Origin of the sequence: Humibacillus xanthopallidus, assembly GCF_006716675.1 — a bacterium.
GTDB lineage: Bacteria > Actinomycetota > Actinomycetes > Actinomycetales > Dermatophilaceae > Humibacillus > Humibacillus xanthopallidus_B.
In genome coordinates this window covers 1-19,640 of record NZ_VFPM01000001.1, presented here as the reverse complement: position 1 = coordinate 19,640, position 19,640 = coordinate 1, and the positions used below count along the sequence as shown (strand labels likewise).

Sequence of the window (19,640 nt, the reverse complement as noted above, 5' to 3'; positions counted from 1 at the left end):
GTAGACAGATCTGTCTGTTACGGTCGGGACATCGACGTAGACAGGTCCGTCTACCTCAGAGATGTCAGGCACCTAGGAGTTTCCGTGAAGATCGCAGTCCTCGGCACCGGCATGGTCGGCCAGGCCCTTGCAGCCCGCCTGTCCGTCCTGGGCCACGCCGTCACCGTCGGCACCCGTGACCCTGAGGCGACGCTCGCCCGGACCGAGCCCGACGGCATGGGCAACCCGCCCTTCTCTGCGTGGGCCACGGAGCACCCGGACGTTCGGCTCGCCTCATTCGCAGACGCCGCAGCCTCCGCTGAGCTCGTCGTCAACGCCACCAGCGGGTTCGGCGCCATGCCCGCCCTCGAGCAGGCCGGAGCCGACAACCTCGCCGGCAAGGTGCTCATCGACATCTCCAACCCACTCGACTTCAGCAACGGCTTCCCGCCCAGCCTCTTCGTCAAGGACACGGACTCGCTCGGCGAGCAGATCCAGCGGGCCTTCCCGGACACGCGCGTCGTCAAGGCCCTCAACACCCTCACCGCCCACCTCATGGTCAACCCGAAAGAGCTCGGCGCGGCATCGACGATCTTCATCGCCGGCAACGACACTGCGGCCAAGACGACCGTGACCGAGCTGCTGCAGAGCTTCGGCCACAGCGACGTCATCGACCTCGGCGACATCACCGGCGCCCGCGGCACCGAGATGCTGCTGCCGGTGTGGCTGCGGCTCATGGGCACCCTCGGCACCGCGAACTTCAACTTCAGCATCGTGCGCTGACATGAGCGCGATGACGACCATGGCCGGCAAGAACGTGCTCGTCACCGGTGGTACCGGCGGGATCGGCCTCGCCACGGCCACCGGGCTCGCGCGCCAGGGGGCGACGGTCGGCATCGTCGGGCGCGACTCCGCGCGCGCCGCCGCGGCCGCCGACCGCATCCGCGCGGCCGGCGCCGGCGACGTGCAGGTGTTCACCGGTGACCTCTCGGCGCAGCGGGAGGTGCGGGCGGTCGCGGAGCAGGTGCTCACGGCATACCCGCGTCTGGACGTCCTCGTCAACAACGTCGGTGGTTACTGGGCCACCCGGCACACCACCGAGGACGGGCTGGAGCGCACTTTCGCCGTCAACCACCTGGCGCCGTTCCTGCTGACCAACCTGCTGCTCGACCGGCTCACGGCCAGCGCGCCCGCGCGCGTGGTCACGGTGTCCTCGGGGGCGCAGGCCATGGGGCGCCTCGCCTTCGACGACCTGCAGGGCGTGCGAAGCTACCGCGGCCAGCGCGCGTACAACCAGTCCAAGCTCGCCAACGTGATGTTCACCTACGAGCTGGCCCGCAGGCTCGAGGGCACGGGCGTCACGGCCAACGTGCTGCACCCGGGAGTGGTCCGGACCTCCTTCGGCCAGGAGGACTCGGGCTGGTGGATGCGCCTGATGCTGCCCCTCGTGCGTCCGTTCATGAAGAGCCCGGAGCGGGGCGCGAGGACCTCCATCCACCTTGCGTCCTCGCCCGAGCTCGACGGCGTCTCCGGGAAGTACTTCGCCGACGGCCGGGCCAAGTCCTCGTCGCGGGCGTCGTACGACGTCGAGGCCGCAGCCCGGCTGTGGCAGGTCTCGGCCGGGCTCGTGGGGCTGCGCGCCACGGGTGGGCCCGCGTCCTGAGGTGTCGCCCCCGCCGAGCGCGACGCCCGAGATCGACGCGGCCTTGACCACCTCGGGGCTAGTGCCGTTCCCGGTCCCACGTCGAGGAGGTTTTCGTCCCTGACCATGGACGTCTACATGGGGGCGGGAGGGTCAAACGGCGTGGCAGCCGCAGCCGTGGAGGGCGTCGTGGACGCGGCCGCGGATCCAAAGTGGGTGTTTCGTGGATACAAGTAGAGCCCGGCCCCGAGGGGCCGGGCTCTGACCTGCATGAAGAGTGCGCCGCCAGGGACTCGAACCCCGAACCCAGTGATTAAGAGTCACTTGCTCTGCCAATTGAGCTAGCGGCGCAACGAGGGGAAACGTTAGCAGCCGCCCCGTGTCGTCACAAAATCGCCGGAGCCTCAGCGCAACACGGGCCGCAGAGCCCGACCAGACGTCACTCCCAGGGCCCCGGCGCATGCCAGTCCACGACGACGAGCGGCACGACGAGGACCGGCCGGTGCTGGCGGTGGGCGAGCTGCATCGACAGCGACTGAGCGAGGAAGTCGCGCGCCCGCCGGTGCGGCCGCGTCTGGGTGCCGACGACGAAGGCGGCGGCATCGACGGCACGGGCGAGGTGGGTCAGGGCGCGATCCGCCCGGCCCGCGAGGTAGCGGAAGTGCCACGGGATGTCGGAGCCTCTCATCACCTCGCTGACCCAGTGGACGATGCGGCGCTCCCGCTCCGGCCACAGCTCGTCGCCGATGTCCGAGTCGACGGAGTGATGCCGGACGGACCCGTCGGGCAGCTCCTCGTCGACGTAGCGCGCGGGGTCGACGAACGCGAAGTAGAGCGCCTCGGCGCCGGTCGCCCGGGCCAATGATGCAGCCGTGAGCACGACGAGGGCCTCCGGCTGCTCGGTCACCGCGACGACCAGGGGGTGCCCGTGGAACTCGGTCATGCGGGACGGCGCGGGCTGCGGCGGCGTCTCGTGACGGGTCATCGCACTCCCTCTCGTGGGCAGAGCCGCCGTCGCGGTTCAGGGCGCCTGGCGCGGCCTCCGCCGTTCACCAGCGTAGCCCTCGACCTGCTGCCGAGAAGGGAACCGCCCGTGGAGCATTCGACTCGCAGAACGACTGTGGCCCGACCCCCTCGTCAGAGGGTGCCGGGCCACAGAGATGTCCTGACGGAGCAGGAACCATGGGGTGAGTGACGGGACTTGAACCCGCGGCCACCTGGACCACAACCAGGTGCTCTACCAGCTGAGCTACACCCACCATGCACAGGACGAGCCGGGCCCGGGGGCTCGGCGTCGTGGGACTGCGTCGACAATCGTACAGGCTGCCCGAGGGTGGTGATGACCACCCCGCGCCGGACGGCATACGGGCGCCTCGAGAGCCCTCCCGAGCCGCCCGTATGCCGTCCGGCCGGCTCAGTGCTCGATGACGTGGGGCTGCGCGAGCGCCTTGGCGGTCGCGCTGTCCGGACCCGGCTGGGGCACGAAGACGGCCTCGCGGTAGTAGCGCAGCTCGGCGATCGACTCGCGGATGTCGGCGAGCGCCCGGTGGCCGCCCGACTTCTTGGGCGCGTTGAAGTAGACCCGCGGATACCACCGGCGCGAGAGCTCCTTGATCGAGCTGACGTCGATGATGCGGTAGTGGAGGTAGGCCTCGAGCTCGGGCATGTCGCGCAGGAGGAAGCCCCGGTCGGTGGCGACCGTGTTGCCGCCGAGCGGCGCCTTGCGCGGCTCCGGGACGAAGGTGCGGATGTAGTCGAGCACGATGTGCTCGGCCTCCTGGAGGGTCACCCCGGAGTCGAACTCGGTGATGAGCCCGGAGGTCGTGTGCATGTCGCGGACGAAGGGGTCCATCTGCTCGAGCGCCTCGGCCGGCGGCTTGATGACGACCTCGATGCCCTCGCCGAGCTGGTTGAGCTCGAAGTCGGTGACGAGCGCAGCGACCTCGACCAGCGCGTCGGAGCGCAGGGAGAGACCGGTCATCTCGCAGTCGATCCAGACGATCCGGTCTGCCATGGCCCTGTGGTTGGAGTCGCTCACGGCTCCACCATAAAGGCAGCCGGTGCCATCCTCGCCCGGCCCGACCCCCGGCGCGCACGACTGCACTAACCTGCGGGGATGACCTCAGGCGACGTGACGACCGGTCAGCCGACCGGCGGGGGAGCGAATGCCCAGCAGCCGCAATGGAGTCGGCTGCCCAACCCGACCCGTCGGCCGATGCTGCGCACCGCGATCACCATCGGTGTCGTCGCCGCGCTCTTCCTCCTCGCCCTCCTCGTCCTGCTCACCATCCTCGGTGAGCGGTTGACGGCGCAGACGCTCGTGACCGCCGCACTCCTCGCGGTGATCCCGCTCCTCATCATCGTGCCGACCCTGTTGTGGCTCGACCGCTTCGAGGCCGAGCCGGCCCGCTACCTCGTCTTCGCGTTCCTCTGGGGAGCGCTCGTCGCCGTCGTCGGCGCCTTCTTCCTCAACACCCTCGGGCTGCGGGTGCTCGTCGACTCGCAGTGGACCGACCCGTTCGAGACCGGCGCCGTCTACCTCGCACCCGTCACCGAGGAGACCCTCAAGGGTCTCGGCATCCTGCTCATCTACCTTCTGCGGCGGCGTGAGTTCGACGGGATCATCGACGGCATCGTCTACGGCGGCCTCATCGGGGCCGGCTTCGCCTTCAGCGAGAACATCCTCTACCTCGGACGCGCCTACGACCTCTACGGCGACGAGGGCCTCACCGGCACGTTCATCGTGCGCGGCATCATGGGCCCCTTCGGGCACCCCCTCTTCACGGCCCTCACCGGCATCGGCATCGGCATCGCCGTCACCTCGCGCCGGCCACTCGTGCGGGTTCTCGCGGTGCTCGGCGGCTGGGTCTGCGCGATGCTCCTGCACGGGCTGTGGAACTTCTCCGCCCTCGCCGGCCTCGAGGGCTTCATCCAGGCCTACCTCACCTACCAGGTGCCGCTCTTCCTCGCCTTCGTCGGCTTCGTCGTCTGGCTGCGTCGTCGGGAGGGGCGCCTCATCGGGCTGTACCTCTCTCCCTACGCCGACGCGGGCTGGCTCACGCACGGCGAGGTCACGATGCTCTCCTCGCTCGCCCAACGCCGCGACGCCCGGGCGTGGGCGCGGCGCACCGGCGGCGTTCCCGCCAAACGCTCGATGCAGGCCTTCCAGGACAGTGCGAGCGACCTCGCCCTCCTGCGCTCGAGGCTGGTCCACGGCACCGCCGAGAGCGACGCGGCGCAGCGCGAGCTCGTCCTGCTCGAGTCGATCACCGCGCACCGTCGCGACTTCGTGGGCTCGCCCGTCACCTGAGCGGGCGCACCGCTCCGGCTTGCCTATCATGGGACGTCGCCTGCCACGGGGCGACGAGCCCCTGTAGCTCAGCGGATAGAGCAAGAGCCTTCTAATCTCTTGGTCGCAGGTTCGAGTCCTGCCGGGGGCGCCGATCAATTGTGCCGCTGACCTGGGAAATGTCATGTGCTGTCGCAGTGCTCTTCAGGACCGAGCTCATCCGCAGCCACGGCCCCTGGCGGACCCATGAGCACGTCGAGTTCCACTGAACCCGGGGCGGTTCAGATGCCCAGATGGCGCCTTCAACCCGGCGAACAAGGACTAGGCAATGCACGTGCTGCATCGGATCCTTGCCTCATGAACATCCTGACAATGGTGTCCGCCGACGTGGATCAAGGTCAGGCCCACGACCTGACGGCAGACTTCGAGAACCTGCTGGCCGGCGGTCTTCCGGACGGGCTACTCGAGACTCGACTGCTTGGAGACGGACAAGGGCATTGGGCGATTCACTCGCTTTGGCGAGATCGTGCGGCGCTCGATGCGATGAGGGCATCGCCTGAACCGCCTGCTGCTCCTGCGTTGTTCCGCCGCTTCGCGGCGGAGCCGACCTTGGTGGTCATGCAGGTCCTCGCCGGCAGTGCGGATCCTGCCTGAGCGGGCCACCGTTCTGGGGCGACTCGCGCGGCCCGGGGCCCGCGTCACATGGCCGCCTGTCGACCACGCCCGGCTCTACTTCCAGCGCAGAGCTGACGCTTGCGTGCCGACGAATGCTTGCGCGCGATCGAGCCCGACAGCGTGCCGGAGGGACTGCTGCACGGATAGGTGACAGGTGGGGTCAGGCTGCCTGAGTGGCAGGTTTGGTCATGATGGTCTCGAACTCGATGGGGGTCAATCGTCCGAGGGCGTCCTGACGGCGTCGGCGGTGGTAGGTCCGTTCGATCCAGGTGACGATCGCGATCCGTAGCTGTTGGCGGCTGTCCCAGGCTCGACGGTTCAGGACGTTCTTCTGCAGCAGGGCGAAGAAGGACTCCATGGCGGCGTTGTCACCGGCCGCGCCGACCTTGCCCATCGAGCCGACCATGCCGTGCCGGTGCAGGGCACGGACGAATCTCCGTGACCTGAACTGCGATCCGCGGTCGGTGTGCAGGATGCAGCCGGCGACCTGCCCGCGTCGGGCGACCGCGTTTGCCAGGGCGTCGACGGCCAGCCGGGAGGTCATCCGGTCGCTGATCGAGTAGCCGACGATCCGGTTGGAGTAGACGTCCTTGATCGCGCAGAGGTAGAGCTTGCCCTCACCGGTCCAGTGCTCGGTGATGTCGCTGAGCCACAGCCGGTTCCGGTCCGGGGCGGTGAAGACGCGCTGGACGAGGTCGTCGTGCACCGGTGGCCCGGGCTTCTTGCCGTTCTTGCCGCGCTTCTTGCCGAACGCCGACCACCAGCCGTTGGCCGAGCAGACCCGCCACATGGTCCGGTCGCAGGCCTGCTGGCCGGCGTCGCGTGCCTCGTCGGCCAGGTACCGGTAGCCGAACTCGGGGTCGTCCCGGTGGGCGTCGAACAGGACGTTGGCCAGGTGCGCCTCGGCTCTGTCGCTCGCGGTGACTGGTGCCGCCAGCCAGCGGTAGTACGGCTGGCGGGCGAGTTTCAGGACCCGGCACGTCACCGCGACGGGGATCCCGTCGGCGGCCAGCTCGCGGACGAGCGGGTACATCATTTTCCCGGCAGGTTCGCCTGCGACAGGTACGCCGCGGCTCGGCGCAGGACCTCGTTCTCCTGCTCGAGCAGACGGATCCGTTTCTTGGCCTCGCGCAGCTCGGCACTCTCAGCCGCTGTGGCTCCTGGCTTGATGCCGTCCTCGACGTCGGCCTCGCGCATCCAGTTACGCAGGCAGGACTCGGCGATGCCGAAGTCGGCCGCGATCTGCTTGAGCGACTGGCCCGGCTCGCGGCCGCGAGCGACGTTCACGACGTCGTCACGGAACTCTTTGGGGTAGGGCTTGGGCACGGTGAACATCCTTCCAGCGGCGCCCTTCAGCGCCACAGATCAGGTGTCACCTATCCGTGCAGCAGTCCCGGACATGAGCGTTGACGGCGAGGCGTCCAGCATGGGGGTGCCGCAGCTCGGGCCCGCGCCGCAGAGGCTCACCGTCGACGTCGAGACGGTGCATCACCTCGTCGCGGAGCAGTTTCCTCAGTGGTCTCAGCTGCCCGTCACCCCGGTCCCTGAGCCCGGGTGGGACAACTTCAGCTTCCGTCTGGGAGAGGACCTGCTCGTGCGGCTTCCAAGCGCCGCAGAGTATGCACTGGCCGTGGAGAAGGAGCACCGCTGGCTGCCTGCGATAGCAGAGCACCTGCCCGTCTTGGTGCCTATGCCGCAGGGCCATTGACGACCGTGACGACGCCTCGGCAGTTGAGGCGCGGCGGGTCATCGACGGGCTCCTCGAGGACTACAGCGCCGCGCGTTGACCGAGACGAGCGACCGGCCGGGCACAGCGACCACACGTGCCCCGGTGAGCGCCTTGGCGACGACCCGAGAGTGGCCGCTCCCGGCCGATTCTCTGGGTCGACATCGCGGTCGGTGTGCTCCGTGAGGTTGCTCGCCGCAGACCCATTGAGGCCATCCGCGGCGGCGGCATAACACCTGCAGCCGCGGAGGTGTACTCCATGGACGACTGCGTGCAGGACTCCCCGGTGGTGAACATGACGCCGATGAGTGCTGACCGAGACGGCGCCGACGGAGGACGACCCGGACGGTAACCCCTCCCGACTGATGTGCAAGCGCTCAGTCAGCCGGCACAGCAAGAGCTGACGCGATGCCGTCGCCCAGGACGTCGACATCGCGCACCGCACCGTCCGCGTTCACGGTCACGACAAGCCGGCCGTTGTAGGACAGCGCGGCCACGGTGAGGCCGACCAAGGGCACGAGGGGAGCGATCGGCCAGGCCTCGACCATCTGCGCCCCGGCGAACCACAGCGGCGCCACAGGCCCGGGCACGTTCGTCACCGAGAGGTCGATCATCCTGCTGCCTCGCCGCCTGGCCCACGGGATGAGGATTCTCGCGACCGGGATGGGCAGGGCAAGGAGATGAGGTCCGGACCCGCCGGTGGCCTGCAGGCGCGCCTTGCGTGCCGACGTCCGCTCGACGATGGTCGCGAGGCGACGGGCCGGATCCGGCTCTCCCACAGGCAGGTCCACGACCATCATGCTTGCGACCTGGCGAGTGGACGCGCCGGCGACAGGAAGGATGGTCCTGACGAACAGTCCCGCCCGGCACTCAGCGCGCACGGTCAGGAGGTCCCGCAGCCCCTGGGTCACGGCCGCCAGAAGCAGGTCGTTGACAGTCGCACCCCGACGGTGGCCCAGCCTGCTGAGCGCACCGAGATCGGCCGATGCCACGGCCATGCGGCGCGTCGGACCCACCGCCCTCGGCAGAGAGGTCCGCGGACGCGGCGCGGTGAAGGCGGCCATCGACTCCCGGTACTCCCTGAGCGCCATCCGGGGCTCGCCCGGGGACCAGCCCGCGGGCTGGTGCCGCCGGCCCCGCGCGCCGCCGCGCCATGACGGCATACGGTCGCGCACCAGGTCGAGGCGGGTCGGTGGGCTCGCGGGGATGCGAACAGGGGGCTCCTCGCGGACGACATCGGCGTCCGCGTCGAGGAGGGAGGCCAGCAGGCGCATCCCTTCCATGCCGTCGGCGAGCACATGGTGCACGACCACGAGGATGGCGAAGCGGCCGTCTGGCAGCCCGTCGACGACCTCTGCGCGCCACAGGGGCAGGTCGCGGTCCAGGCGGAGGATGGCTCGGTTGGACGCCCACGTCGGCAGGTCCGTGCCTGGGCTCACCCAGGTGGTCCCGACGCGTCGCGTGACGACATCATCGGCGACGTCGACCCACACCGGCGCGCCTTCGCCGGGGCCCGTCCAGTGCACCCGGCGGCCCAGCTCGGGAACACTGAGGGCGCGGACCGACAGCTCGTGGGCGACGAGTGCGGTGTCAACCGAACCGCTCGGAAGGGCAAACGGGCCCGGCTCGAACACGGCCAGCAGTCCGAGCTGGAACGGGGTGAAGCGGTCCCCGATCCAGGCGTTGACGAGCTCGTCCATCCGCAGACGGGTGAAGGCCATCACGTTCTCCTCTCGGAGCTCCGGCAACCTTCCGCGTCGCACGGACCGGTTCGGCCCGTCCTCCGCGTCTGGCGCCGATACCCGTCCCGGCACGACGGTGCAGCGGTGCAGCGCCGCCGGCACCTCATCACTCCGCTGCCTCGGGCGGGGGAGTGGGGCTACTGGCGGAGTCGTCGCTCGTCGAGGGTGCGCTGACCGGGCCATAGCGGCCGAAGGTGCTCAGCCTCCACCCGGTCAGGATGAACCAGGCGGGCAGGAGCAGCCCGTAGATGAGGTAGCCGACGTCGATCAGGGGACGCAGCGCCTCGGCGACGATGCCGACGGCTCCGGTGAGGATGCCGAATGCCGCCACGGCGGCGGGAACAGGTCCGCGCCATGCAACCAGGGAGAGGATGAGGATGCCGGCTGCGGTCAGGACCCCGGCCCAGGGCATCGCGTTGGTCGTGGCGATGACGGCGTCCGCCGCGCTGGCGAGACCGGCGCGCTCGCCGGCCGTGGTCGCTGACTGGTAGGAGGTGCTGAGGGTGAGCAGGCCCCCATTGAGGGACTGCGGGCTGCTGCCGACCGCCAAGGCCGTGATCTCGGAGGCGACGCCGAACAGGCCACCGATGAGCGCCATGGACTTGTCGACGTGCCCCAGCGCCATCGCCCAGGCGGTGAACACGATCAGGGCTGGCACGCTGAGCCCGACGAAGCACACCAGCTCCACGACGTAGACCACTCCGTGCGCGTCGATGTACTCGAGCAGCGCGGCCCCCGATGATGGGGGGAGAGGTGCAGCGGCGAGGAGCACCATGGCTGTGAGCACGAGGAGCACGTATGCCGCGGCCGCCCAGGAGCCGACCCGGTACAGCCGCCGCCACGAGGGGTCGGGGGGCGCGCGCATTCCACGTGACTGCGAATCGGCCGAGCCGGCGGATGTGTGTCCGGAACCCGTGATGGTCATGCCGATCTCTCCCGCGGGGAAGGGATGGCCGCATCCCTCTCCATGAATCGCTTGAGGCCGCTCCAGATCGCGCGCTCCTGACGGCGGCCGATCATGGCGATGAGCGGGCCGAGGACTCGGGCGGCTCCGCCGATCTGGACGTCCCAGTCCCAGCTGAGTCTCGTCCCGGATGAGGTGGGTGTGAAGTTCAGTCCGCCGGTCACCGTGGTGCGCTCGATCACACTGCGTGACGCCGTCTCGGATGGACGCTCGAAAGCGGTGACTTCGATCTCCACCTCATGCGGCTTGCCCCGAGTCAACACGGTTGCCTCGAAGCGGGTCCCGACCCCGATCGGTCCGCCGGTCACTCGGCGCGATGCGACCATCGAGGGGTTGTACCGGGGTTCGTTGGTCTGGTCCGCAACGACATCGAAGACCTCGTCGATCGGGCGGTCGATGTCGATGCTTCCACGCACTCGTGCCATCAGTCAGTCACCCCTTCGCGGCGCAACTGCCGGGCCTGTGGAGGCTCCGCTCCTGCGTCTCGACTCCTGCGCGCGTCCTTCGACAAGCCTCCCACCGGTGGCTCGCAGCGCCGGTGGTATGTGACTGGTGCAACTACGTCGAGCCTGATCGTCGGTTGTGCGTAGCCGTCGCGATGGTGCTCGAGGCGCACCGTCTGTACGGCAACGTCTCCAGCGAGGGGTGGGTGCGGCCCGTCGACCACGTCCAGGACCGGCCCATCGCGTTCCCCGACCTGGTCCGGGCTTCCGGGACGACGCCTCAGCTTGTCGGGGCCTTCGTCGCTGGCGGGACCATTCCCGGCAGGTGGGACCTTCCCGCCGACGACCACCTCCTGTTCGGCGACGTGGATAGCGACTTCATGACGGTGTCGGTGCCTGGGCGTAGTGCGGCCACGACATTCCCTGCGCCCCGGCCGTAACCGACCCCGACGCCCATGCCCGAGGAACCGACACACCTGGCCGTCCCCTCGCGCGGGACGGGTCGTCCGATCCGGCAACGTGCACGTCGAGGCCGTCGTGTCGGCGCTCGCGGTCTCAAGGCGGGGACTGGGCTGGCTCGATGTCGGTTCGGAGTGTCGGCGAGGGGCGATGCCAGGTCCATGAGCGTTTCTGCCCGGTGACGGCGTGACTCGGGGACCATGGGGGTGTGAGCGCTGCGCCCGATCCATTGGGTTTCTCGTCGGTCGCGCTCGAGCCATGCAGACATGTCGGGGCCGGATGACCGTGACCCCATTCCAAGCAAGCCGTGGTGGGCGGACGGGGGCGCTGGGGCGACACCGCCCGGTGATCGCCGCCCTGGTTCGCGCGGTGTGTCCTCCCGATGGGCTCACCGACGAGCTCATCGAGGCCACCGTCGACGAGGCGGATGCCTTCGTCGGCGCCCTCCATCCCATGACGAGACGAGCGTTGCTCACTCTGGCCGGTGTTCTCGAGCACGGCACACGGGCGCGCCGGGGGCTTCCTTTCAGCGCGATCGACCCGGTCATCGCGGGAGATGTCCTGGCCTGGTCGCGTCGGGGGCCGCTCGATCGCGGTCTGCAGCTTCTGCGGGACGTGGTGGTGGTGGCCTATTTCGAGCAGCCCCAGGTCCGCGCACGGGTGGGCTACAACCCGAATCCCTACATTGCCGCCAAGAGCGCCGAACGGCTGCAGTCGTGGTCCGGCGACATCACGTCGCATCGCACGTTGCTGGTCACACCCGCGCCGCTGCCCCCAGCAGCCCTATTGCGGAGCCGCTCCCGGGAGTCGGTGTCAACGACCGACGCCGACACCCTCGGCGACAACCGGCCCGGTCGTGTCGGACCCCGTGGTCACCGGGCTGGTGACCGGGCTGGTGACCGGGCTGGTGACCGGGGTGGTGTCATCCGACCCGGCACGCAGATGCCGAGCTGGCTCGAGTGCGACGTCGTCGTGGTGGGCTCCGGTGCGGGTGGTGGCGTCGTCGCGGCCGAGCTCGCCGAGGCGGGCCTGTCCGTGGTGGTGCTCGAGGAGGGCGCGCACCACCCGACAGAGTCGTTCACGACATCCACCACCCGGGCCCTGCGGACTCTTTACCGCGACGGCGGCGCGACGGCCACCCTGGGGCGGGCTGCGGTCGGTTACGCCGAGGGGCGCTGTGTCGGGGGCGGCACCGTCGTCAACGGCGGCATGGCCTTCCGCCCCTCGGAGAGCGTGCTGTCCCGGTGGGCCGCCGCCTGCGGCGACCCCGCCCTCGCGAGCGACGGCCTCGACGACTACTACGCGAGAGTCGAGCGTTTTCTGTCAGTGGGACCACCCGATGCCGGGTCGGCCGGACGCGACCAGGATCTGTTGCGTCTCGGCGCGCAGCGGCTGGGTTGGCGGGTCGTCGAGGACAGGCGCAACCATCTGCACTGCGGCGGGTGCAACGTCTGCACGTGGGGGTGCCCGACCGGCGCCAAGCAGTCGACCCTGGTCAGCTACCTGCCCCGTGCGTTGGCGTTCGGGGCGACCGTGTGGGCCGACTGTCGAGTCGAGCGTGTCCTCCTGAACGGCAAGCAGGCTGTTGGCGTTCGCGGGCGCGTCAGCGGCGGCGCCGAGCCGGACAGGACCTTCGAGGTGAGAGCGCGTCAGGTCGTCGTCTGCGCGGGTGCGATCCAGACCCCCGCCTTGCTGCAGCGCTCCGGGGTGCGACCCCCCTCCGCCCAGCTAGGGCGCAACCTCGCCCTCCACCCGGGGGCCGGTGTGACGGCCGTCTTCGACGAGGTCGTCGAGGGGTGGAAGGGTGCCCACCAGTCCCTGCAGGTGCGTGAGTTCGAGTCCGAGGGGATCGTCCTCGCTGCCGTCAACGTCCCGCCGTCGCTCGTCGCTCGCGCGCTCCCGCTGGACGGGGCCGACCTCGGCGAGGCGATGACCGCCTACAACCACATGGTCACCGCCGGCGTGCTCGTCGAGGACACCGGCAAGGGGCGGGTCCGAACCGTCGGAAGCGCCGGCGTCGCCGTCACGTATGCCGTCACGCCCGCCGACGCTGACCGGGTGACTCGCGCGGTTCTCCATGTGAGCGAGGCGCTCATGGCGGCGGGCGCCCACACGGTGCACCTTCCGATTCGAGGACACCAGCCGCTGCACACCGGCGATGACCTTCGCCGCGCTGCAGCGCGCCGGGTCCGGGCCTCCGACCTCGACCTGTCGACCGTCCATCTGATGGGCACGGCACGGATGGGATCCGATCCCCTGTCGGCTGTGTGTGATCCACGCGGCGCGGTCCACGACACGCGTGGGCTGACGGTGGCCGACGCGAGCCTCTTCCCCGGACCGGTCGGCGTCAATCCGATGCTCACCGTCATGGCTCTGGCCACCCGCGCCGCTGAAAGGATCATCGAGACATGGTGACCCCCACCGAGCCACAACCACTTCCGCCAGCCTCACCGGGCTACCTGGCCCTCGTCGCCACACCCAGCCGGCGGCTCACCAAGGTCATGCGACGAGGAGGCACACCGGACTTCGACGCCCTGTCCGGCTGGGAGTGGCGCGGCACGAACCTGCCCGCCACCTCGCGCGTACTCGGCATCCGGCGCTTCATCAAGGGCTTCCACACCCGCGACGGACGAGCGGAGGGATACAACGTGTCGGTCGTCGGCAGCGACCTGACCACGCCCTGGACCGAGCGAGCCCAGCGCGACGGCCGTCGCGAATGGGCCAGGTTCACCGTCACCCCCGTGGACGCGGCCGCCACAGACAACCGCTACCTCAACGCTCTGCTCCTCGACTACGGAGCGGTTCAGACGCCCGAGCCAGGCGTCGCGGGGCGGCTGCGCGACTACCTCGTGCACGTCTCGCCGGGCTCGGACGATCTGCTCCTCGGTCACGCCTTCCTCGCCGTGGCGAACCTACGCGTCCCCGTCGGCTGGTTCGCCCTCGAGCGGCTACAACAGATCCCCAGGGCTTGAAGGCCAAGGGCGCACACCTTGACTCAATGAGGAAGACCGAGCAGTAGTTGCCCTTGCGTCCGAGCCTATCGGGATTGAACGTGCGCTTCCGTGGTCCGTCCACGCCGCGCGCCGGCTGTCGTACCCATTGCCATCGAGGACCGCAAGAAGTCTGTCGGCCACCTCTTCGTCACCGCTCCAGCTGATCGCGCCTTTCGGCCCTGGTTGCCGCGGGCACCGACGGGTCAGATGAATGGTGGCTCGGACGTCGGATGAGATGAAGGGCTCGCAATCATGCAAGGGAGTTCTCGCACACCAGAACACCATCGCCGTGGAGGACGCCCACGCAAACGCTGCGAGCGGGCTGTGAGGGAAGGAACCACCCTGACGGAGACAACGAAAAGCAGCGTCCGAGATGCCCACCTGAAGTAGGCGCTTCAGATAGCTCCGCCTTCGAGCCCTCCTCCTGGCCAGCCTGGCCGTTGGTCGATCTCGTCAGCGGTGCCGCACCTCAGGCCACGAACTTCGACGGCCCGGCCCAGAACGCCCGGCCGGTCCCAGTCTCTCTCTCCCCCCGATGGGCCGTGGACGAGGCTCGCGCCACCTGCGCGCCGCGAGCACGCCGAGCACCCCCAAAGCGGAGGACGCGTTGTGTAGCTTCGAGACCTGAAAGACCCCCAGTAACACTGCACCGGATTGGTGCCCGACAATCGTCATGGTGTCGGAATCACGTCATGGAAGGACTCCCTGGACACGCTCAGGGCATGGTGCACATCTGCGTCGCCTACACATCGACGCAGGTGAGATGTCAACTATCCACGCAGCAGTCCCGGTCGGGGGCGCCTCATTGACTGTCCCCGCAGGCTGGCGCAGAGGAGCGCCCCGGCGCGGGGGAGCGCCCCGGCGCGGGGGACGTGGCGACTCTGCAGCAGGGCTACGAAAAGCATCTGGAGAAGGACCGCGCCGATCACGGCCAGAAGCTCGACGGCCAGCTGAAGGCTCTCGAGAAGCTCGCCAAGAAGTACGAGAAGGATGCCCGGAAGGGCGTCGACGCGGCCGGGCTGGACGTCGAGGCGATGCGCGCCGACTTCGAGGCGGCCGCAGAAGCGGGCCAGGACGGCGCGCTGACGCGGTTCGAGAAGGCTCGGGCCGCCTTCGCGCCCCAGCTGTCGAAGGCCATGACGGAGACAGGGATCGACCCGAAGCAGGGCGCGGCTGAGGCGAAGGCGGTTCTCGGCGCGACGATGTGCCCAAGGCCCGCGACGTCGCGGGAACGCGCGCCGCCGACCGGCTGCTGTTGGGGACCGGCCTCGTCGGGTACTCGATCAACATCGGATCGTGGTGGATCCCGCCACCTCCGCCGCCGCCCCCGCCGCCGTCAGTGTCGACGTCAGTGTCGACGCTCACGATCCCGAAGCCCTACACCCTCGGATCGACGACGGGCAGCGCGACCGCGGACCGCAATACCGGCCGGCTGTCCAACTACAACTTCCTGATGGTCGGCTCGCAGCAACAGCTGGCCTCGGTGGGCGGCTCGTTCGCAGCGGATGCTGCGGTCCGCCGGATCCGGGTCGAAACGGTCGTCGACGCGTCCTACTACACCCAGATCGGCGCCATCTGGGGGTACGCGTCGGCAGAGGTCATCCTCAACCTCAAGGTCCTCGACGGCGCGAGGGCGGCGGACTCACCGTCGTCTCGCCCGCGACGGCATCCGGCACCGCGACACCACGCAACGTGACCGTCACCCTGATGCGCTGACCACCTGGACCCGTCAATCGACAGGACCCGAACAGGGGAGGTGTAGCACTCTTCAGGCGAGGCGCCACCGGCTCAGGGGTCCGATGGCGCCTCGCACGATTCTGAGGGAGCCCGGGTGGCTCCGGCGACACACAGCGCTGGCGATTCCTCTCCCTTACGAGTGAGGTCGGCGATAATGATGCTCATGAGCGTCCCGGCGGTTCTCCCCCGTTAGCCGCCGGCACCGAAACCGGTGCCCTCGCTGCTGCCCGGCACGTCCGCGCCATCCAGTTCGCCATCGAAGGCCGCACCTACCAGGACATCGCCGACGGGCTGGGCTATCGAGATGCGGAAGGGCAGCCCGCGGAACCTCCGGGACTGTACTGCGACCTCCGGCTCTTGCCCCGATGAGGTCAGGACCCATTGCAGCTCGCATCTTCCCGCATGCACGCCCCGCGGCTAGGGTTTCCCGTGCCCGTTGAGCAGACAGCTGGCGTTCAGTCCTATCGTTGCAGGAGCGGCACGATGTCGACCACCCCTCGCCCCATGCCGGAGCCCGCCCGTGCAGCCGAGGCCGCGGTTGCGGCACCCGTCGCGGACGAGGCTCTGACGGAGACCGAGAAGTTCATCCTGGAGATGCTAGAACGGCTGGATGCCGCCGATGCGAAGGCGGAGCACTTGCAGCTTGCCTTGAACCACAGCCGTGACATCGGGGCAGCGGTGGGCATCCTGATGGCGCAGCACAAGATGCAGCAGACGGAAGCGTTCGAGCTGCTCCGTCGGACGAGTCAGGACCAGAACCGCAAGCTCTACGAGTTGGCGTTGGACGTGGTGAGGACCGGCGAGTTCCCCTCCATCGAATGAACAGAACACGTCAATCGGTAACGAACTGGGAGTGGCTGCCGAGGTAGGGGTCGAAGGGCACCACGCCGACCCCCGAGGCCAGGGGGCCATTCCCTGTAGGCACGTCGGCGAGGTGACGTCGAGCGCGAGGTCGAGATTCCGAGCCCGTGCCCCGTTGCCGAGTAGCTTGACGACGTGCCGCAGTCCTGACCCCTCGACACAACGCCCGCGGCTCTCGCCCGAGCTGGGCGCGGGGTGATGCCGACCAGTGCAGTGCTCCTCACCTGGCAGACGGACTGAGCAGTCATGTGACTGATGACCGGCCCCGCCGACGGTTGCAGAGTCGGAGACGGATCCGGGAGCAGTCGTTCGCGACCACCCTCCCGCCCCTCCGGCGGCGACCACCCTCCGTCGGTGTCCGCACCACATCCCAGGAGGTCCCCATGCCCACCTTGACCGTCGGCCACGAGAACGACCACGCCATCGAGCTCTACTACGAGGATCACGGAGCCGGTCGGCCGGTCGTGCTCATCCACGGGTTCCCGCTCGACGGACGCTCATGGGACAAGCAGTCCCGGGTCCTGCTCGACAGCGGCTACCGGGTCGTCTCCTACGACCGTCGCGGCTTCGGAAAGTCGAGCAACACGACGGTGGGCTTCGACTACGACACCTTCGCCGACGACCTCTCGGCGCTGCTCGATCACCTCGACCTTCGCGATGCCGTCCTCGTCGGCTTCTCGATGGGAACCGGGGAGGTGACCCGCTACCTGTCGCGCCACGGCTCCGACCGGGTGGGTTCGAAGCCGCGGCCCTGCCGCTGTCGGTCGTGACGGCCTGGGAGGGACTGGTCGACCGTGCCTCGGTGCGTCGAGGACAGACCGTCCTCATCCACGGTGGAGCGGGCGGTGTCGGGCACATCGCCGTACAGCTCGCCGTCGCGCGCGGCGCGAGGGTGTTCGCCACGGGCTCGCAGGCCGACCTGGACCGCATCCACGCTCTCGGTGCGGAGCCGATCGACTACCGCGCCACGACGGTCGAGCAGTATGTCGCGTCGGCCACCGGGGGTGAGGGATTCGATGTCATCTTAGACACCCTGGTCGGCGCGACTCTCGACGCGTCCTTCGGGGCCGTCCGCCGCTACACCGGTCACGTCGTCAGCATCATCGGCTGGGGCACCCACAGCCTGGCGCCGCTCAGCTTCCGGGGGGCGACCTACTCCGGCGTCTTCACGCTGTTGCCGCTGCTGACCGGCCTCGGGCGGGCTCATCACGGCGTGATCCTGCGCGCCGCCGCGACGATGGCCGACGCCGGCCGGCTGCAGCCGATCCTCGACCCGGGCGTCTTCGACCTGTCGTCTGTCATGGACGCGCACGCTCTGGTCGAAAGCGGCTCCGCCCGGGGCAAGGTCGTCGTCACGGTGGCCGGCTGAGCACGGCGAGCGTGTTGCGGGCGGGCCGCGAACGGGTACTGACGGGCATACCCCTTCACCCAGGAGCCTCGGTTGCCATCGGTCCGACTCACCCCAGCGCTGCGCGTGCTCGCCATCCCGAGCGCCCACCCGTACCCGGAGCGGCTGCGCTCCACGACACCCGCCACGAGCCGCGTCGTGCACCTCGACGACCCCGCCGTGCCCGGTGCCCCGCCGGGGCAGTGGTGGCCGCCCACGGCGCTCGACGCCGAGTGGGTGCGCCAGCACGCCGACGAGCTCGACATCGTGCACCTGCACTTCGGCTTCGACGCAGCCTCGCCGGACGACCTGAGACGGTGGGTGTGTGCTCTGCGTGAGGCGGGCATCCCGCTCGTCCTCACCGTGCACGACCTCGTCAACCCGCACTTCAGCGACCAGCGCGACCACACAGCGCGGCTCGACGTGCTCGTGCCGGCTGCCGACGCCGTCATCACGCTCACGCCCGGTGCCGCCACCGAGATCGAGCGCCGCTGGGGACGGTCGGCAGAGGTGCTCGCACACCCGCACGTGGCCCCGCTCGAGCTCGTCGGGGCCCCGCGGCCGGGTGCGCCCGACGACGGGCGCCCGTTCGTCGTCGGTATCGACCTCAAGAGCCTGCGCGCCAACGTCCTGGCCGAGCCGGTGGTCCGCATCGTGTCCGAGGCCGTCTCGACCCTGCCCCACGCGGAGCTCGTCGTCGACCTGCACGCAGATGTGCTCGACCCCCGCCACCCGCGGCACGACCACTTCCTGCTCCAGACGCTCTACGACCTGCAGGGCCGCGGACGCCTGCGCCTCTCCGTGCACGAGCGCCGCTCCGACGAGCAGCTGTGGGAGCACCTGCGCTCGCTCGACCTCGCCGTGCTGCCCTACGCCTTCGGCACCCACTCCGGCTGGGTGGAGGCGTGCTACGACCTCGGCACGACGGTGCTCGCGCCCCGCACCGGCTACTGGGTCGAGCAGGAGCCGATGCTGACCTTCGGCTGGCGGCCGGGGGAGGACCCCGACGAGGGCCAGGTCTTCTCGGCCGTCCAGCTCGCCTTCTGGGACCGCCCGCACTGGCAGGCCGACGCCCAGACGCGCGCCGAGCAGCAGTCCGTCATCAGCCAGCGCCACGAGCAGCTGTATGCCGACCTGCTGGCTCGAGCGGCCACCGCGCCGTCCACGCCCTGCGAGCGTGTGGCGGAGTCCACCGGCGCGCTGTGCGAGCCGGCCACCGCCCCGTGACGCCCGGGGTGGGCGCTGCGGCCCGGGACGGCGCGCCCCGTGCGGTCGTCGGCTGGTACGCCCACCATCTCGGGGCCGGGCACGTCGCCCGGGCTCGCGTCGTGGGCTCGCGCATGGCGGCCGCCGTGACGATCCTCAGCTCGGCGCCCCGGCCTGACGACTGGCCCGCAGAACGGTGGGTCGAGCTCCCGCGCGACGACGCCGCGGAGGGCCACGACCACACCGCCGGAGGTGTGCTGCACTGGGCACCCTTGCAGCACAGTGGCTTTCACGATCGCATGCAGATGATCGCCGCCTGGGTGGCGCAGCACGAGCCCGCCGTCTTCGTGACTGACGTGTCGGTGGAGGTGGCTCTGCTCGGGCGCCTGCTCGGCGTGCCGGTGGCGACCTTCGTCAAGCCGGGCGACCGCAGCGACCGGCAGCACCAGCTCGCCTACGACAGCGCCACCGCGCTCATCGCGACCTGGCCCGAGGAGGCCGCGATCGTCGGCGGGTGGCAGCCCCGGTGGGATGCCA

General features: G+C 69.7%; 19 protein-coding genes, 3 tRNA genes and 2 pseudogenes. 14 read left to right on the top strand and 10 right to left on the bottom strand.

Translation table 11 applies throughout. The annotated features are described in order from the left end of the window. Positions 1-84 precede the first annotated feature (84 nt). Both FBY41_RS00120 and FBY41_RS00115 read left to right on the top strand, forming a co-directional pair. A complete protein-coding gene (locus FBY41_RS00120) occupies positions 85-762 on the top strand; it encodes an NADPH-dependent F420 reductase (RefSeq protein ID WP_141841418.1) in 678 nt (225 codons plus the stop codon). A gap of 1 nt (position 763) precedes the next feature. After that, the gene (locus FBY41_RS00115; RefSeq protein ID WP_260439470.1) at positions 764-1,642 is read left to right on the top strand and encodes an SDR family oxidoreductase; all 879 of its coding nucleotides are present in this window, start codon (positions 764-766) and stop codon (positions 1,640-1,642) included. A gap of 257 nt (positions 1,643-1,899) precedes the next feature. Here FBY41_RS00115 and FBY41_RS00110 read toward each other — a convergent pair. The 4 genes from FBY41_RS00110 to orn form a co-directional block, all read right to left on the bottom strand. Continuing rightward, positions 1,900-1,972: transfer RNA gene (locus FBY41_RS00110), tRNA-Lys, on the bottom strand. Positions 1,973-2,060: 88 nt separating this feature from the next. Continuing rightward, entirely contained in the window at positions 2,061-2,606 is a 546-nt protein-coding gene (locus tag FBY41_RS00105; protein ID WP_221629177.1) for a universal stress protein, read from the bottom strand. Positions 2,607-2,804: 198 nt separating this feature from the next. After that, positions 2,805-2,880 (bottom strand) — tRNA-His (locus FBY41_RS00100). A 155-nt stretch (positions 2,881-3,035) separates the two neighbouring features. After that, on the bottom strand, positions 3,036-3,635 hold the full coding sequence (orn, locus tag FBY41_RS00095) for an oligoribonuclease (RefSeq protein WP_141842938.1): 600 nt from the start codon (positions 3,633-3,635) through the stop codon (positions 3,036-3,038). A 102-nt stretch (positions 3,636-3,737) separates the two neighbouring features. On the opposite strand from orn, the gene FBY41_RS00090 reads away from it, so the two are divergent. The 3 genes from FBY41_RS00090 (at position 3,738) to FBY41_RS00080 (ending at position 5,564) form a co-directional block, all read left to right on the top strand. Further along, positions 3,738-4,931 carry a PrsW family intramembrane metalloprotease gene (locus tag FBY41_RS00090; protein ID WP_260439469.1) on the top strand — a complete coding sequence of 398 codons (1,194 nt, stop codon included), beginning with the start codon at positions 3,738-3,740 and terminating at the stop codon, positions 4,929-4,931. A 57-nt stretch (positions 4,932-4,988) separates the two neighbouring features. After that, positions 4,989-5,061, top strand: a tRNA-Arg gene (locus tag FBY41_RS00085). Between the two features lie 206 nt (positions 5,062-5,267). Continuing rightward, positions 5,268-5,564, top strand: a complete 297-nt coding sequence (locus tag FBY41_RS00080) for an antibiotic biosynthesis monooxygenase (RefSeq protein ID WP_141841417.1) — start codon at positions 5,268-5,270, stop codon at positions 5,562-5,564. Positions 5,565-5,745: 181 nt separating this feature from the next. Here the strand turns inward: FBY41_RS00080 and FBY41_RS00075 are convergent. Then, positions 5,746-6,911 (bottom strand): IS3 family transposase gene (locus FBY41_RS00075; protein ID WP_141841416.1). Its coding sequence is split into 2 segments (ribosomal slippage): positions 5,746-6,624 and positions 6,627-6,911, totalling 1,164 coding nucleotides; the frame shifts between segments, so codons are not numbered across the junction. A gap of 73 nt (positions 6,912-6,984) precedes the next feature. On the opposite strand from FBY41_RS00075, the gene FBY41_RS00070 reads away from it, so the two are divergent. Beyond that, complete coding sequence (locus FBY41_RS00070) at positions 6,985-7,293, top strand: phosphotransferase (protein ID WP_141841415.1); 309 nt, start codon at positions 6,985-6,987, stop codon at positions 7,291-7,293. Between the two features lie 395 nt (positions 7,294-7,688). Here FBY41_RS00070 and FBY41_RS00065 read toward each other — a convergent pair whose 3' ends face one another. From FBY41_RS00065 to FBY41_RS00055, 3 genes are all read right to left on the bottom strand, one after another. After that, positions 7,689-9,032, bottom strand: coding sequence for a wax ester/triacylglycerol synthase domain-containing protein (locus FBY41_RS00065; RefSeq protein ID WP_185748812.1), 1,344 nt, complete (start codon positions 9,030-9,032; stop codon positions 7,689-7,691). Positions 9,033-9,159: 127 nt separating this feature from the next. Beyond that, positions 9,160-9,918, bottom strand: a complete 759-nt coding sequence (locus FBY41_RS00060; RefSeq protein WP_141841413.1) for a hypothetical protein — start codon at positions 9,916-9,918, stop codon at positions 9,160-9,162. Positions 9,919-9,974: 56 nt separating this feature from the next. After that, positions 9,975-10,442 carry an SRPBCC family protein gene (locus tag FBY41_RS00055; RefSeq protein WP_141841412.1) on the bottom strand — a complete coding sequence of 156 codons (468 nt, stop codon included), beginning with the start codon at positions 10,440-10,442 and terminating at the stop codon, positions 9,975-9,977. Positions 10,443-11,288: 846 nt separating this feature from the next. On the opposite strand from FBY41_RS00055, the gene FBY41_RS00050 reads away from it, so the two are divergent. Together FBY41_RS00050 and FBY41_RS00045 are read left to right on the top strand one after the other, a co-directional pair. Then, positions 11,289-13,334 carry a GMC family oxidoreductase gene (locus FBY41_RS00050; RefSeq protein ID WP_185748811.1) on the top strand — a complete coding sequence of 682 codons (2,046 nt, stop codon included), beginning with the start codon at positions 11,289-11,291 and terminating at the stop codon, positions 13,332-13,334. Then, a complete protein-coding gene (locus tag FBY41_RS00045; RefSeq protein ID WP_141841410.1) occupies positions 13,328-13,891 on the top strand; it encodes a hypothetical protein in 564 nt (187 codons plus the stop codon). The genes FBY41_RS00050 and FBY41_RS00045 overlap by 7 nt, the downstream gene beginning before the upstream one ends. A gap of 474 nt (positions 13,892-14,365) precedes the next feature. Here the strand turns inward: FBY41_RS00045 and FBY41_RS24205 are convergent, their stop codons facing one another. Together FBY41_RS24205 and FBY41_RS00035 are read right to left on the bottom strand one after the other, a co-directional pair. Further along, positions 14,366-14,587, bottom strand: coding sequence for a hypothetical protein (locus FBY41_RS24205; RefSeq protein WP_141841409.1), 222 nt, complete (start codon positions 14,585-14,587; stop codon positions 14,366-14,368). Positions 14,588-14,837: 250 nt separating this feature from the next. Beyond that, on the bottom strand, positions 14,838-15,050 hold the full coding sequence (locus tag FBY41_RS00035) for a hypothetical protein (RefSeq protein WP_141841408.1): 213 nt from the start codon (positions 15,048-15,050) through the stop codon (positions 14,838-14,840). Positions 15,051-15,116: 66 nt separating this feature from the next. On the opposite strand from FBY41_RS00035, the gene FBY41_RS00030 reads away from it, so the two are divergent. The 6 genes and pseudogenes from FBY41_RS00030 to FBY41_RS23230 form a co-directional block, all read left to right on the top strand. After that, entirely contained in the window at positions 15,117-15,608 is a 492-nt protein-coding gene (locus FBY41_RS00030) for a hypothetical protein (protein ID WP_185748810.1), read from the top strand. Positions 15,609-16,132: 524 nt separating this feature from the next. Then, on the top strand, positions 16,133-16,471 hold the full coding sequence (locus tag FBY41_RS00025) for an ANTAR domain-containing protein (protein ID WP_185748809.1): 339 nt from the start codon (positions 16,133-16,135) through the stop codon (positions 16,469-16,471). Positions 16,472-16,893: 422 nt separating this feature from the next. Then, a pseudogene (locus FBY41_RS00020) lies at positions 16,894-17,244 on the top strand (alpha/beta fold hydrolase); the annotation flags it as partial. Positions 17,245-17,312: 68 nt separating this feature from the next. Next, positions 17,313-17,879 carry a zinc-binding dehydrogenase gene (locus FBY41_RS00015; protein WP_221629176.1) on the top strand — a complete coding sequence of 189 codons (567 nt, stop codon included), beginning with the start codon at positions 17,313-17,315 and terminating at the stop codon, positions 17,877-17,879. Between the two features lie 72 nt (positions 17,880-17,951). Next, positions 17,952-19,124, top strand: coding sequence for a glycosyltransferase (locus FBY41_RS00010; RefSeq protein WP_141841404.1), 1,173 nt, complete (start codon positions 17,952-17,954; stop codon positions 19,122-19,124). Next, positions 19,121-19,640 (top strand): annotated as a pseudogene (locus FBY41_RS23230) (hypothetical protein); the annotation flags it as partial. The gene FBY41_RS00010 and the pseudogene FBY41_RS23230, both read left to right, overlap by 4 nt.

Coding starts and splice junctions, on each gene's coding strand:
- FBY41_RS00105 (WP_221629177.1), bottom strand. CDS start 2,606: ATGACCCGTCACGAGACGCCGCCGCAGCCCGCGCCGTCCCGCATGACC.
- FBY41_RS00025 (WP_185748809.1), top strand. CDS start 16,133: ATGTCGACCACCCCTCGCCCCATGCCGGAGCCCGCCCGTGCAGCCGAG.
- FBY41_RS00070 (WP_141841415.1), top strand. CDS start 6,985: ATGAGCGTTGACGGCGAGGCGTCCAGCATGGGGGTGCCGCAGCTCGGG.
- FBY41_RS24205 (WP_141841409.1), bottom strand. CDS start 14,587: ATGACGATTGTCGGGCACCAATCCGGTGCAGTGTTACTGGGGGTCTTT.
- FBY41_RS00035 (WP_141841408.1), bottom strand. CDS start 15,050: ATGGCCTTCGACAGCTGGGGCGCGAAGGCGGCCCGAGCCTTCTCGAAC.
- FBY41_RS00080 (WP_141841417.1), top strand. CDS start 5,268: ATGAACATCCTGACAATGGTGTCCGCCGACGTGGATCAAGGTCAGGCC.
- FBY41_RS00045 (WP_141841410.1), top strand. CDS start 13,328: ATGGTGACCCCCACCGAGCCACAACCACTTCCGCCAGCCTCACCGGGC.
- orn (WP_141842938.1), bottom strand. CDS start 3,635: ATGGCAGACCGGATCGTCTGGATCGACTGCGAGATGACCGGTCTCTCC.
- FBY41_RS00055 (WP_141841412.1), bottom strand. CDS start 10,442: ATGGCACGAGTGCGTGGAAGCATCGACATCGACCGCCCGATCGACGAG.
- FBY41_RS00060 (WP_141841413.1), bottom strand. CDS start 9,918: ATGCGCGCGCCCCCCGACCCCTCGTGGCGGCGGCTGTACCGGGTCGGC.
- FBY41_RS00090 (WP_260439469.1), top strand. CDS start 3,738: ATGACCTCAGGCGACGTGACGACCGGTCAGCCGACCGGCGGGGGAGCG.
- FBY41_RS00115 (WP_260439470.1), top strand. CDS start 764: ATGAGCGCGATGACGACCATGGCCGGCAAGAACGTGCTCGTCACCGGT.
- FBY41_RS00065 (WP_185748812.1), bottom strand. CDS start 9,032: ATGGCCTTCACCCGTCTGCGGATGGACGAGCTCGTCAACGCCTGGATC.